This is a genomic window from Dietzia sp. KRD202, assembly GCF_017168155.1.
In the GTDB taxonomy this organism is placed as follows: domain Bacteria; phylum Actinomycetota; class Actinomycetes; order Mycobacteriales; family Mycobacteriaceae; genus Dietzia; species Dietzia kunjamensis.
In genome coordinates this window covers 37,237-49,796 of record NZ_JABFAN010000014.1, presented here as the reverse complement: position 1 = coordinate 49,796, position 12,560 = coordinate 37,237, and the positions used below count along the sequence as shown (strand labels likewise).

Below are 12,560 nucleotides of genomic sequence, written 5' to 3'. Positions count from 1 at the left end.
CTCCTTAGCCTTCATATCCGCCGCCGGTGACGATGATCTGGCCGCTGACGTAATCCGACTCGGGGTAGGTGAACATCACGACCGATCCGGCGGCCTCGTCCGGGGTGCCCGGCCGACCCAGCGGAATCGTCGCCTTCAACGTCTCGAGCAGTTGCGGGTTGACCCCGACCTTGATCTCACGGCCTTCGATGTCAATGGTCGCGTCGCCGTTGGCGGCAACCTCGGTCAAGCGAGTCTCGATGAACCCGAACGCGACGGCGTTGACATTGACGTTGTACCGGCCCCACTCCTTGGCCAAGGTACGGGTCATCCCGATGATGCCGGACTTCGCCGAGGAATAGTTGACCTGTCCGACATTGCCGTAGAGGCCGGCGATGGAGGAGATGTTGACGACCTTGCGGTGCACCCGAGTGCCAGCTTCTTTCTCCGCCTTGGCGGCCTTTCTGATCACCGGTTGCGCAGCCCGCAGGATACGAAAGGGCGCCTTCAGATGCACGTCGAGGATCGCATCCCACTGATCATCGCCCATTTTCTGAATCACGTTGTCCCAGGTGTAGCCGGCGTTGTTGACGATGATGTCGAGTCCGCCGAATTCGTCTGTGGCAGTACCGACAAATCGCTCGCCGAAATCTGGGTCTGTGACGCTGCCCGAGCAGGCGACGGCATTGCCGCCGGTAGCGGTGATCTCGCTGACGACAGAGGTGGCTGGGTCCGAGTCGAGGTCGTTGACGACGACGTTTGCGCCCTCGCCGGCCAATTTGAGGGCGATGGAGCGGCCGATACCGCGACCAGCGCCACTAACGATGGCGGTCTTTCCGTTGAGCTTTCCCATGAAGTGAGTTCCTTGTCGTTTGCGAGGTGGTCTTACCGGTCGAGTGCGACGACGGCTTCACCGAGAAGAGTGACGGTGCCGTCCGCAAGTTCGACTTTGAGTTCGATGTGGGCCTGGTTCTCACCCTCGACTTCGTCCATCGAAGTGATAGTGCCGGTGCAGATGGGCTGCCCATGCACGGGCGTAATCGCCGCAAAGCGCACCTTGTAGGAGCGGATCTGTTGCTGTGGCACGAAGTCGGTGAGCAGCCGACCGAGATAGGCCATCGACAGCATGCCGTGGGCGAAAACATCGTGGAGACCGGCGCTCTTCGCGACATCAAGGTCGATGTGGATCGGGTTATGGTCGCCCGATGCTCCGGCGAACAGCGCCAGAGTGGTCCGGCTGATCGGCTCGATCGTCAGGGCGGGCAATTCCATACCTACCGCTATGGTCTGAGATTTCACGAAACATCAGCTCCGGTCGGACGATTCTGGATCACGAGAGTGTTGCGCAGTTCGGCAACGACGGCCCCGTCCTGATTGGTCACCGTCGTCTCGCGGACCAGGAAGTCGAGGGCACCGCCCTTCTTCGAGTAGACGTCGACGACCTTGGTGTGCGTGGACAGTTCGTCACCCGCACAGGCCATCTCGTGATAGGTGAACTGCTGCTCGCCGTGCAGTACGGTGCGCAAGTCGATACCGAGTCCCTCGATGAACGCGAACGGATTCGGTGCCTCGAGGTCGATCCCGAACAGGAAGGTCGGTGGCGCCGGCAGGTCGCGGTGACCCGCGCTCCGGGCGGCGTCGACGTCCAGGTAGATCGGGTCGACCTGTCCGGTCGCCTTAGCGAATGCCCGGAGTCGGCTGCGGGTGAGCAGCAGCGTTTGACCGGGTTCTTCGGCGCCGATAACGGAAGAATTCAGAGTCATCAGGCATCGACCTTCTCGTAGAGCGTGACCACACACGCGCCGCCGAGACCAAGGTTGTGCTGCAGCGCCAGATTCACACCGTCGACCTGTCGGGCCTCGGCCTGTCCGCGCAGCTGCCACACCAATTCCGTGCACTGTGCCAAGCCCGTTGCTCCAAGTGGGTGGCCCTTCGAGAGGAGCCCGCCGGAGGGGTTGGTGACGACTCGGCCGCCGTAGGTGTTGTCCCCGTCCCGGATGAATTTCTCCGCTGTTCCTGCCGGTGTTAGGCCCAGAGTCTCGTAGGTGAGGAACTCGTTAGTGGTGAAGCAGTCGTGCAACTCGACCACCCGAATGTCTTCCGGTCCCACACCCGCAGCCTCGTACACGTTCTGCGCGGCTATCGCCGCCATGTCGGCGCCGATCACCTTGCGCATGTCAGGTTCACTGAACGTGGTCGACGTGTCGGTGGTCAGGCTCTGCGCGCGGATAACGACATCGGCGCGGACCCCATGCTTCTTCGCAAACTCGGGAGTGCACACGATTGCCGCCGCCGCGCCGCAAGTGGGCGGGCAGCACTGCAACCGCGTCAGCGGACCGTAGATCTGCGGAGAAGCCAGTACTTCCTCTACGTTGACCGGCTCTCGGAACACCGCGTACGGGTTGTTTGCCGCGTGTTTGCGGGACTTCACCGAAATTTCCGCGAAGACCGCCGGATCGATCCCGTGCTCGTCGACGTAGGCCTGACCCGCACCACCGAAGAACTGGGCCGCCATCGGCGACTGGGTATCGACACCCTGCAACTCGTCCCGAATCGCCTCGATCCGGGTCATCGGCCCGGGCCGATCGGTGTAGTTGGTGCCCAGTGCACCCGGCACCATCTGCTCGAAGCCGAGCGCCAGCGCGCAGTCGACAGTTCCGCTGGCCACAGCCTGACGCGCCAGGAACAGTGCCGACGAACCGGTCGAGCAGTTGTTGTTGACGTTGACGATCGGAATCCCGGTCTGCCCGAGCCCGTAGAGCGCGGCCTGCCCGGACGTCGAATCACCGTAGACATACCCGACGTAGGCCTGTTGCACCAACGTGTAGCCGATGCCCGCATCCGCCAGCGCGGCACGCGCGGCGGCCTCTCCCATCTCGCTGTAGCTGGCACTTCGACCGGGCTTCGTGAACGGAATCATGCCCACCCCGGCCACGCGCACTTCATTACTCATCTCTCGACCCCTTCCTTACGGCTCGACTTCCCTTGAACGTAACCTACGTTTACTTAGTTGGCAAGACCCGAGAGCTGTCGGTTTGAACGTCAACCGAGCTCATGTCGGCCCTAATGCGCTCTGTAGTGTCGACCAAACGACTTCTTCACTCTGGAGAGAAATCTAACTCCCAGTTGACTTACGATAGAGCTCGCTCATCGGCTCGAAGACGAAGGGCACCAGCACTTCGACCCGCCGTCATCAAGAACCGGATCACGATTCGGCAAGAACAGTGTGAGCAAATTTCACGAACCGGCCCTACGCCCGAAACGACAACGAGAACTGCGGCCAGACGGCAGGTCACGACGGATCGCCGAGGTCCGCCAGCTTCGCGAGTCAGAACACCACCCCGAAGGGAAAGACATGAACGTTCGCAGCACCACACCCCGCGAGCGGACCCCCGCCGCGATTGTCAGCGGCGGCGCCGGAGGAATCGGGATCGAGGTGGTGCGACGTTTTGCCAGCCAAGGCTCGCGGGTCTTCGTGTTCGACCAGTCATCCGACGCGTCGGCTCGCCTCGATGCCGAGCTGGGAGACCTCCGCGATCGGGTCATCGCACTGACTGTCGATGTCGCGGACAGGGATCAGGTCGACGCAGCAGTCCACACTGTCCGTGCTGAATGCGACCGCCTCGACGTCCTGGTCAACATGGCCGGCGCCTTCCGGAGCGCTACATTGCGAAAGATTGGCGACACCGACCTCGACGACGTGCTTTCCTCTCATGTGGCCGGGACTCTAAACACTATGCGCGCCGCAGCGCCGATAATGACCGAAAGGCGTTACGGCCGGATTGTCAACACCAGCTCCATCACCGTGCAAGGAGCCTTCGGTGGTGCCGTCTACGGCGCCGCCAAAGGAGCGATCGAGGCGATGACCCGGAGTGTCGCAATCGAACTCGGTCGGCACGGCATCACCGCGAACTGCGTGGCACCGGGCTACATCGACGCCGGCATGTTCACCCGAATGCCTGCCACGTTCACCGAGTCGGCCGCAAACGGGCTTCCGCTCGGCCGGACCGGGACCCCGGACGAAATCGCCTCCTGTGTGGCATTTCTCGCTTCCCAAGAGTCCTCCTACGTGACCGGGCAGGTGCTCACTGCCTGCGGCGGCGCAACGCTTCTACATTGAGCGCTGCACGCGGTGACGCCCGATCCCAGAGCGATGAGATCGGGCACCCCAGATACTGCTGGGCGCGGTGGTTCGGCCCGTGTCGCCATTGCAGCTAGCCCCCTGATTAACGGGGTGTGAGGATCCTGGTGCTCTACGGATGTTGTGTCATTCGGGTCATGTAGGCGTGTTCTGGGGCCGGCTGGCGCTGCCGGTGGGCGGGTCTCCGGGTAGTGTTGTCGAGGCCGGGTAGGGGCTCAGGCGGGTCTGGGTATCGCGGCGATGGTGTGGAACACGGCCTCGATGGCGGTGGCCCAGGGCCAGCTCTCCGGAATCTTGACCTTCCGCCGGCGGCTGCTGCGAATTAACAGCGTGGCGACGGGCAGGAAGCGGTAGCGCATCGCTTCGTGTTCACACGCTGCAAGGATGGCGGAGGCGCCGGTGCAGGCCAGCATTCGGATCCCTGATACGACCAGGTTCTAGGTCTCTGCCTTATTTCCCTCGAATACGTGAGGTGTTTCAGCGTTAATGTCCGCTTTGGGGCCGGGAATCAAACCACATCTGGGCCTTCTTGGTGGGGTTGATTCTTCCGCTGGTTCCGACTGTAGGCCAGCCGTTCCTTGGCGGCCTTGGCTAAGCCGTCGCGTCGGGCTTGCCGGATGGCTTTCCCGCGGCCGTGGTGCTCGTCGTCGGGAGCGACGTACCCGATCGCAGAGTGCAGCCTTCTGGTGTTGTACTCGGTCCTCACCTCGTCGAGTTCGGCTCGCAGCAGGGCCGGGTCGGTGATCTGTGTCAGGTGCGGCCACTCTGCCTTGATGGTGCCGTTCAGCGATTCGATCCACGCTTGATTCGTCGGCGTGGACGGCCGGCCGAAGTGCTGAGCGATGGCGAACATGGCCATGGACTTGCGGGTGTTCGCCGCGATCATCTGCGAGCCGTTATCGGACACGGCCAGCAGGATCGGCGTCAGCTCGTCCTCACCATCAAGGGCAAGGTCCCGGTCCAGGGCCTGGGCTCGCTCCAGAGCCGACTCCAGTAACCCCTCGGCCTCCAGGGCTTGCTCGAACGCGAGCTGGACCTGGGTGTGCGTCTCCTCCGGCGAGACCACGGTGGTGATCCATTTGCGTGAGACGAAATCCTCGATGAACAGCGCCCCCATACCAGCGGCCACAGAATGCGTCGTGTCGTAGATCCAGATCGAGCCCGGGGTGTAGGACGCCCAGTCCGGAAACGGTCGCCGGGCACTCGCCGAGGGTCGCGGAGGATGTCGAAACCGCAGGTCATGTTCGTTCAAGACCCGATGCACGGTGGACGGGGCGGCCCAGAACAGATGCTTATAGGAACCACGGTGAGCCAGGCGCCGGTGCGAAAAATCCTTCTCGCCGAAGGTCTCGAACGCCGACAGGATCGCGGTGATCTCGGTCGGGGTCAGGGCATTGACACTGCCCCCGGGGCGCCCATCATCCAAGCCCTCGTCGGTGACTTGTCGGCGGGTCCAGCGTCGTGCCCGGCGCACGTCCAGCCCGAGCGCCTCGCAGGCGGCGACCAGAGACCAGCCCCGGCTGGCGGCGTGGCCGAGCAGGTCCAGCAGGACCTGCTTGGTGGGCGCGTCGACTCGGGCCGGAACGGGCGCCATGGGCATCAGACCGGCCCCCCTTTTCCCTCCAGCAGCGTCAGCTTCACCGCCAGTTCCGTGACCGCCTCGCCCAGCCGGTCGATCTCGGCGTTGGCCTCCTCCAACTCCGCGTCCCGCGCCGACTTGCCCGACACCCCCGGGCGGGACGCGGCCAGCGCCGCCATCGCTCCCTCCTTGGCGACCTGCCGGACCCGGATGATCGTCGACCGGTCCACCCCGGCCTCTGTCGCGGCCTGGGCGATCGTGGCCTCGTCCCGGACCAGCCGCAGCCAGATCTCGTATTTCGCCGACGCAGACAGCACCTTCCGGGACCGTCGCTTCCTCGGCGCCGAGCCATCCTTCGATCCTGGCGAACTACCCTAGAACGGCATCAACTTGTGGAACTCAGGCCTGGTTAGCGAGAACGCGCTGAGCGTCCCGAACCGGATTGACGAAGACTAGCGCGACGACAGCGCCGACTAAAGCTAAGATCCCACAGACCTGGAAGGCGAATGCGTACCCGGCCGCAGGGGACTCTGAAGAGTCGACGATCACTCCGGTGAGATACGGGGCGACTAGGCCGGCGGATGTCTGGAGGGCGAGGAAAACTCCGAGTGCCCCCGCGATTTGCCCCGGCGGGCATATCTCGGACAGTCCCGAGCTGAACAATGGAAACACGATGCCACCGATACCGTAGCCGAAAGATACTACTGCGACCGCTACAATAGGGACGCCGATGTACGGAAGCGTCACCAATGCCAGTCCACACAACAACAACCCGATGCCTGGAACGATTCCGCGCACGATACGCGAACTTACTCCGCGGACCAGCAATCTATCAGCAATAGCGGTGGCGAAGAGAATTATGACGATTCCAGCGATGCTCGGTATTCCGAACATTACTCCTGCCTGCACGCGGGAGTAGCCCAGTCCCACTTCGAAGTATGATGGCAACCAGGTGAGCACAACCGTGATGAGTGCGTACATGGCGAAAGCGCCCACTGCTCCGCCGATGAAGGTCGGCGTGAAAAATATTGTGGTCCACGGGACTCGGTGGGCGACTGTTGATGCCGACGCCGCGTCCAGATCGTCCCGACGAATTGGCTCTTGGGCCCCGAAGGGGCCTTCTTTCCAGGTCAGCAACCAAATCACGCACCATGCGATGCCGACCGCAGCGAGGCTGATGAACGCCGCACGCCAACCCCAGGCAGCTGCCACTAAGGCCAATAGTGGTGCAACCGCGAATTGAGCAATTCCTCCGGCGGCGTTAATGCATGCAGACGGAAAGCTTCGTTTTTCAGGGGGATGCCAAGTGTAGACACCGGAGAGGATCAAAGCAGCCGACGGTCCCTCGAATAATCCGAGAATCATGCGACTTATCAGCAGTACGGCGAATCCTGCAACCACTACCGTGGGAATCATGGATGCTGCCCAGCCAACCGCCAGAAGCACCAGGGACCAGCGGAGCGGCAACCACTTATTGATCAACCCGGCGAGGAGGCCACCGAGAGTAAAAGTCAGGAAAAACGCACTGCCGATAAGGCCGATCTGAGAAGCGCTTAGACCGAACTCCTCGGCGATGGGTTGGGCGACCACACCGAAGATGGCCTTGTCGCCCCAATTTATGATGTAGAGGAGAACCAATAGACCGGTGAATCCCCAAGCTTTGGCGCGAGTGTCATGCTGGCCGGGTGGTGCGGCCTGCAAAATTTGTGCGGTCATGATGTGAAGCCCTTCCGGGTACGGGGTGAATCTGAGCAGAAGTGGGCAGGCGGGTACCAATCGACCTATCGACCCGATAGGGATTACATGGTTATCGCGGCGAGGGGTCGGTGAGGAATTGGCGATGACGACCAGAGTTCATTAGGAGAGGGCAAGCGTGAGGCGTGCCGTGAGAGCTGCCACGGTCCAGGTGAGCGGTCGTTAGCGACGGCGAGCGCAGCGAACGGTCTATCTTCAAGTTGCGATCAGTTGTCAGGTGTGACGCGTTCAGCGACGAGCGTGGATCTCCGAATTTTGCCCGCGTCGTCGCGCAGTGGTTCGCTCACTCGCTCGAACGACCGGGGGATTTTGTAGCGGGCGATCCGATCTGACAGGTGGGAGTAGAGGTCGTCATCGCCAAGATCTTGTTCCAGTTCGACCAGGGCATGTGGGACCTGGCCGAGGTCATCGTCGGGAAGGCCGATTACCACTGCGGAGAGAACCAGCGGCTGCTCAAGGAGCGCGCTTTCGATTTCCGCAGGGTAAACGTTGGCACCGCCGACGTGGATCATGTCCGCTTTGCGGTCGGCGAGGTAGAGGTAGCCGTCGTCGTCCATCCATCCCATGTCTCCCACGGTTTCCCAGCCGCCGTCGCGTGATTGGGCTTCGGCTCCGATGTAGCGGTAAGGGTTGGAAGCTCCCTCGCCGCGCCGCATCCAGACTTCCCCCACTTCACCAGAAGGTAGCCGTTCCCCTTCTGAGTTGAGCACGATCATCTCACCGAAAACCGGTCGGCCCACCGTGCCTGGACGCGATAGCCATTCGCTTCCGGTCAAGACTGTTGCGGCTTGGATTTCGGTCCCGGCGTACAGCTCGAGGATGCTGTCGGCGCCCAGCCAGTCGATCCATGCCTGCTTCAGCCAGGACGGACATGGCGCTGCCATGTGCATCACCACACGGAGGGAGTTGGCGTCGTATGATTCACGTTCTGTCAGCCGCCAGATTCGGCTCATCATCGTGGGTACTGCGTACATCCACGTGACGGACCAGGACTCGACGAGCTGGAGCGAGATCGTGGCATCGAACCGTGGCATCACTACAACGTGACCGCCGAGAGCGAGTCCACAAATCGCCAGGGTGAACGGGGCGTTATGGCAGAGCGGACCAGTGATGAGGACGGTGTCGTGTTCGCGCATTCCCACGAGTTGCGCCAGTGGTAGAACCGACTCCGCTGTGGCCGGATCCGTGGAGACGATCAGCTTGGGCCGCCCGGTACTTCCTCCCGAGGTCGGCGCCTTCAGCGAGCTGGCTGCGCCTAGATCGAATGCGGTCTCGGCGAGTTCCTGTGGTGGTTCGTATCCCGCCGGGACCACGGGGCAACCCGGAGCGTCATGCGCTTCCACGCCTACAGCCAGTGTGGGTGCCGCCAACTCGATGATCGCGGCGGTTTCGCGACCCGGGAGTTTCGCCGAGATCGGTTGTGGGGTAGCACCACATTTCCAGACCGCGATGGCCGAAGAGATGAATTCAATGCCGTTGGGTAGCCCGATCGTCACTAGTGAATCCTTGGTGACACCGAGCTGCTGGTATGCGCGGGCCAGTCGATTCGTTCGTCGTTCGAGCTCGCCTCGGGTTATTTCATCATCGCCACAGCTCAGAGCTCGCCGGTCCGGCGCGGCGGCTGCCAAGTCTGCGAGCAGGCCTACGAGACTCTGCGGTGCTCCACTGACCGATGACGACGAGGTGGACATGTTCGCTCCTTGATTTTCTACCGGGGTGTCGTAGTGATGACTGAGTGCCGCTGATCGCGTCATCGGCGGTGGAGTGCCTGGCTCGGTGCACCTGGCTACCGTTCACCGTCGACTGCGGCAACGAAGTCCAGCACAGTCCGAGCGCCCGCTTCGGGCTGGTCGGTGAACAGTTGATGACCCGCGTGTGGGAGTACGGACAGCTGCGCGTTCGGGATGTTCTCCGCCAGTTGACGCGCGCTCTCAATTGACACCATGCGGTCGCGTTCGCCGTGCACGACCATGGTCGGACAAGCGATACGGGGCAGGTCTGCGAGTCGCTCCCAACGGGCAGTGCCGGTGAGTTGATTGCGGTACCCCTCGTCCGTAGTGGGGTAGTCGGCTCGCCGGGCAAGGTCTTCCTCCACCCGTTCGACCGGTGTCGTCTCCGCGAACGCCAACCTGGCCAGAGCGCTGGTTCTCTCCTCCGGTGACATGCTTGCCGCCTGGGCGAGCAGATCGAGAGTGGCCTGATCCTGCCTCATGTGGGGGCCCCCGGCGTGAGTCGAAACAAGTGTCAGGCTCCGAACCAATTCGGGGTAACTGAGGGCGAGTTCCTGCGCCACCAGACCACCCATCGAAATGCCGAGCACATGTGCCGCCGACTCACCTGCATCCCTGACCACTGCTGTGGCTGCGTCGGCAAGCATCGGCACGGTGTATGCACACGATGGGGCACGGGTCCGTCCGGTGCCGAGATTGTCGAACGTGAGCACGCGATGGTTTGACTCGAGCAATGGAGCAAGCCGGAACCAAGCCGCCGACGGCGAACTCAATCCGTTGATGAGCAGGATGGGGGTGCCGCTGCCGGTCGAGTCCCACCACACTGTTGCCTGCCCTGAATCCACAGTCGGCATTTCCTGATCCTCCGTCCACTCCGCGGCGACGTGTGCGCCTGGTGTAGGCAGAGCATATGAGTGATCTCAGACACAGTCGACGTGGAGACTCCACACCGTTCGAAAGATTCAGTGTGGTGATCTACCTGTAGCATGTGGATTGTGAGCCCCAGTTCGACGCCCGACGACCCTCGTCAAGCGACCGACTCATCCTTTCTCGGCCGATCGTTGGTCGAGGCTCAAGTGTTGTACGAGACGACCCGCGAAATCTGCAGTCAGCTCGAGCTAGACGAAGTGCTGCGGGCCATTGCCCGGAGGGTGAATCGTGTGCTTGACGGTGACGTGTCCTACCTCGCTACCTGCGACGATTCGCAGCAAGTTCTGCGCATGCGCGCATTCGACAGTGTCCGGTCGCAGAAGTTCAAGTCGTTGACTCTTCCGTACGGCTTCGGGCTCGGGGGCGCAGTTGCCGCCGAGCGCCGCCCCATGGTGGTCAACAACTACCGGTTCGAGCTAGATGATCGAGTGCGCCACAACCAGGAGATCGAGGAGGCCATTGTCGAAGAAGGGATCCAGGGCGGCGCCGCTGCTCCGGTGATGTTCGAGAATCGACTGTTGGCAGTTCTTTTCGTCGCAAAACGTGTCCCCTATAAGTTCACTGACCACCAGCTCACTCTGCTCTCGAGCCTCGCAAACGCGGCAGCAATCGCCATCAACAACGCCCAGGTTCACGGTCGCCTCCTCGCCACGATGGCAGTCCACAAGGACTTGATGGAGGTCGCTCTCTCTGATCGTGGGCCTAAAGCTGTGGCACGGACACTGGCCGGATTGGTCCGGGGACCCGTGCTGCTTCTTGACTGGCAGGGTCGCCACCTAGCCGATGAGCCCCACCAGGGGCGACACGTGGAGGAGCCATCCCTCGCGGAACTGGCCGTTCACACTTCACGTCTCTACGTGAACGGGAGTACGCGCGTTCTCACCATTAACCTGGGTGGACAGACCGAGGGCTACTTAATCGCGGAGTTGGGGGACGTTGATGACAGTCTCGGTGAAGTTGCAATGGAGCAGGCCAGCACTGTTTTCGCGCTCGAGTTCGCTAAGATCCGCAGTGCCGAACAAGCCGAGTTGCGCCTCCGCGGTGGAATTCTCAACGAGTTGATCAACAACCCGCACTTCGACGAGGCGGGCCTGCTTCGAAACGCCGAGCGCTCGGGGTGCGATCTCCGCGCCCAGCACGTAGTGGCGGTCGTCTGTTTCCGCAGTAGTCAATCTGCTTCGAAGAACGTCTCCGAACAGCTCCTACATCGACTCACTCAGGCGCTCTCGCGGACAGCCCATGGAGAAGCCGGGCGGACTTTAGTTGCTGAACACGGTGACACGGTGGTGGTTCTGGTCCCAAGCGACAGCTCGACCGCCGCCCAACGGATAATCGAGAAAGCGGTAGACCAAATCAGGGCTTTCCAGTTGCCCGACGTGGCCGCGGGCCTGGGATCGGTGACGGGCTGTGTCAGCGACTACGCTGAGTCATTTTCCGAAGCCTCCCGCGCCGTCGAAACAGCGAGACGCCTTGATGGGCCCACGCCAGTGGTCCGGTTCGACCAAGTCAATTTCCACCAGCTTGTCCTCGGGGTGCACCCGGCTCCTGAAATCGTGAGAACGGCGCGCAAGATACTGGCCCCGCTCGCAGAGTACGATGAACGACGTAGCGGGGCGCTGGTCCACACGGTCGCGACGTATATCGAATGCAACGGGAACGTGGAGGAGACTGCTCGCCAGCTCAACCTCCACCCGAACAGTCTCCGTGGCCGACTCGCACGAATCAGTGAACTGCTCGATCGGAACCTCAACGACGCGACTACACGGCTCGATCTATTGCTTTCACTAAAGGCGTGCAAGTTCAAACCCGACTCGGCTCGAATTAGTGCCGAAGGTCGCCGGCGTTGAGCCGCTCGATGAGGTCGGTGATTGAACCGCCCCAAGTTCTCCGCCGCTCCTATGTGGGTTGAAGCTCTCGTTTGAGAGCGGCGTAGTAACTCTGCTCGAACTCGATGGGTGGGACGTACCCAAGGCTCGAGTGGAGCCGTTCATTGTTGTACCACTCGACCCACGCCGCGGTCGCGTACTCAACGTCCGAGATCGTCTGGTACGGCCCGTCGTGGAAGATCGAAGAGCGGATGCACTCGGCCTTGTACAGCCCGTTGATCGTCTCCATGGGCGCGTTATCGTAGGCGTCGCCGACGCTGCCGATCGACGGCTCGATCCCCTCGAGGGCGAGACGTTCAGTGAACGCTATAGATGCATATTGGCGGATTCAACTGGTCGTCGCAACACTCCAGGTAATGGAGGTGCATTGTGGGCAGACCAGTGACTTCGGCTCGATCGGATTCCCCTCGCGGTCGCGTTGCCACAGTGCCATCCGCAGTGGCGTCATCACCAGGTCGGTGGCCATAGTGGTGGCCGCGTTCCAGGCGACGATGCGCTGGGCGAACACGTCCACGATGAGTGCCACATAGGTGAAGCCGGCCCAGGTCCGCACGTATGTA

At 62.1% G+C, this 12,560-nt stretch carries 12 protein-coding genes and 2 pseudogenes; 2 read left to right on the top strand and 12 right to left on the bottom strand.

Going from position 1 to position 12,560, the window contains the following annotated elements:
- Positions 1-4 precede the first annotated feature (4 nt).
- The 4 genes from J1M64_RS09925 to J1M64_RS09910 are packed head-to-tail and all read right to left on the bottom strand — an operon-like array spanning position 5 to position 2,932.
- Positions 5-832 (bottom strand): SDR family NAD(P)-dependent oxidoreductase, encoded by an 828-nt coding sequence (locus J1M64_RS09925; protein WP_206474085.1) that lies wholly within the window; start codon positions 830-832, stop codon positions 5-7.
- Positions 833-864: 32 nt separating this feature from the next.
- Positions 865-1,251 carry a MaoC/PaaZ C-terminal domain-containing protein gene (locus tag J1M64_RS09920; RefSeq protein ID WP_206474084.1) on the bottom strand — a complete coding sequence of 129 codons (387 nt, stop codon included), beginning with the start codon at positions 1,249-1,251 and terminating at the stop codon, positions 865-867.
- A gap of 23 nt (positions 1,252-1,274) precedes the next feature.
- Positions 1,275-1,742 carry a MaoC family dehydratase N-terminal domain-containing protein gene (locus tag J1M64_RS09915; protein ID WP_206474083.1) on the bottom strand — a complete coding sequence of 156 codons (468 nt, stop codon included), beginning with the start codon at positions 1,740-1,742 and terminating at the stop codon, positions 1,275-1,277.
- Positions 1,742-2,932: a lipid-transfer protein gene (locus J1M64_RS09910; RefSeq protein WP_206474082.1), complete on the bottom strand. Its 1,191-nt coding sequence runs from the start codon at positions 2,930-2,932 to the stop codon at positions 1,742-1,744. The genes J1M64_RS09915 and J1M64_RS09910 overlap by 1 nt, the downstream gene beginning before the upstream one ends.
- Before the next feature lie 402 nt (positions 2,933-3,334).
- On the opposite strand from J1M64_RS09910, the gene J1M64_RS09905 reads away from it, so the two are divergent.
- The gene (locus tag J1M64_RS09905) at positions 3,335-4,099 is read left to right on the top strand and encodes an SDR family NAD(P)-dependent oxidoreductase (RefSeq protein WP_206474081.1); all 765 of its coding nucleotides are present in this window, start codon (positions 3,335-3,337) and stop codon (positions 4,097-4,099) included.
- A gap of 236 nt (positions 4,100-4,335) precedes the next feature.
- On the opposite strand, the gene J1M64_RS09900 is transcribed toward J1M64_RS09905, so the two are convergent.
- The 6 genes from J1M64_RS09900 to J1M64_RS09875 form a co-directional block, all read right to left on the bottom strand.
- On the bottom strand, positions 4,336-4,533 hold the full coding sequence (locus tag J1M64_RS09900; RefSeq protein ID WP_241261394.1) for a hypothetical protein: 198 nt from the start codon (positions 4,531-4,533) through the stop codon (positions 4,336-4,338).
- Between the two features lie 95 nt (positions 4,534-4,628).
- Positions 4,629-5,720: an integrase core domain-containing protein gene (locus J1M64_RS09895; RefSeq protein WP_241261393.1), complete on the bottom strand. Its 1,092-nt coding sequence runs from the start codon at positions 5,718-5,720 to the stop codon at positions 4,629-4,631.
- Entirely contained in the window at positions 5,720-6,016 is a 297-nt protein-coding gene (locus J1M64_RS09890; RefSeq protein ID WP_206474080.1) for a helix-turn-helix domain-containing protein, read from the bottom strand. Before J1M64_RS09890 ends, J1M64_RS09895 begins: the two co-directional genes overlap by 1 nt.
- Before the next feature lie 82 nt (positions 6,017-6,098).
- Complete coding sequence (locus J1M64_RS09885) at positions 6,099-7,415, bottom strand: MFS transporter (RefSeq protein WP_206474079.1); 1,317 nt, start codon at positions 7,413-7,415, stop codon at positions 6,099-6,101.
- A 245-nt stretch (positions 7,416-7,660) separates the two neighbouring features.
- Positions 7,661-9,145, bottom strand: a complete 1,485-nt coding sequence (locus tag J1M64_RS09880) for an AMP-binding protein (protein ID WP_206474078.1) — start codon at positions 9,143-9,145, stop codon at positions 7,661-7,663.
- A gap of 95 nt (positions 9,146-9,240) precedes the next feature.
- Positions 9,241-10,038 carry an alpha/beta fold hydrolase gene (locus tag J1M64_RS09875; protein ID WP_206474077.1) on the bottom strand — a complete coding sequence of 266 codons (798 nt, stop codon included), beginning with the start codon at positions 10,036-10,038 and terminating at the stop codon, positions 9,241-9,243.
- Positions 10,039-10,263: 225 nt separating this feature from the next.
- Between J1M64_RS09875 and J1M64_RS09870 the strand changes: the two genes are divergently transcribed.
- Positions 10,264-11,961, top strand: a complete 1,698-nt coding sequence (locus tag J1M64_RS09870; protein ID WP_206474076.1) for a helix-turn-helix domain-containing protein — start codon at positions 10,264-10,266, stop codon at positions 11,959-11,961.
- Positions 11,962-12,010: 49 nt separating this feature from the next.
- Here J1M64_RS09870 and J1M64_RS20540 read toward each other — a convergent pair.
- Positions 12,011-12,301, bottom strand: a pseudogene (locus tag J1M64_RS20540) (integrase core domain-containing protein); the annotation flags it as partial.
- Positions 12,302-12,393: 92 nt separating this feature from the next.
- Positions 12,394-12,559: pseudogene (locus J1M64_RS20535) on the bottom strand (IS3 family transposase); the annotation flags it as partial.
- Position 12,560: the final 1 nt, after the last annotated feature.

Excerpts from the sequence above, each read along its gene's own strand:
- J1M64_RS09875 (WP_206474077.1), bottom strand. The coding sequence starts at position 10,038 with ATGCCGACTGTGGATTCAGGGCAGGCAACAGTGTGGTGGGACTCGACC.
- J1M64_RS09915 (WP_206474083.1), bottom strand. The coding sequence starts at position 1,742 with ATGACTCTGAATTCTTCCGTTATCGGCGCCGAAGAACCCGGTCAAACG.
- J1M64_RS09920 (WP_206474084.1), bottom strand. The coding sequence starts at position 1,251 with ATGGAATTGCCCGCCCTGACGATCGAGCCGATCAGCCGGACCACTCTG.
- J1M64_RS09905 (WP_206474081.1), top strand. The coding sequence starts at position 3,335 with ATGAACGTTCGCAGCACCACACCCCGCGAGCGGACCCCCGCCGCGATT.
- J1M64_RS09910 (WP_206474082.1), bottom strand. The coding sequence starts at position 2,932 with ATGAGTAATGAAGTGCGCGTGGCCGGGGTGGGCATGATTCCGTTCACG.
- J1M64_RS09880 (WP_206474078.1), bottom strand. The coding sequence starts at position 9,145 with ATGTCCACCTCGTCGTCATCGGTCAGTGGAGCACCGCAGAGTCTCGTA.
- J1M64_RS09885 (WP_206474079.1), bottom strand. The coding sequence starts at position 7,415 with ATGACCGCACAAATTTTGCAGGCCGCACCACCCGGCCAGCATGACACT.
- J1M64_RS09925 (WP_206474085.1), bottom strand. The coding sequence starts at position 832 with ATGGGAAAGCTCAACGGAAAGACCGCCATCGTTAGTGGCGCTGGTCGC.
- J1M64_RS09895 (WP_241261393.1), bottom strand. The coding sequence starts at position 5,720 with ATGCCCATGGCGCCCGTTCCGGCCCGAGTCGACGCGCCCACCAAGCAG.
- J1M64_RS09900 (WP_241261394.1), bottom strand. The coding sequence starts at position 4,533 with ATGCTGGCCTGCACCGGCGCCTCCGCCATCCTTGCAGCGTGTGAACAC.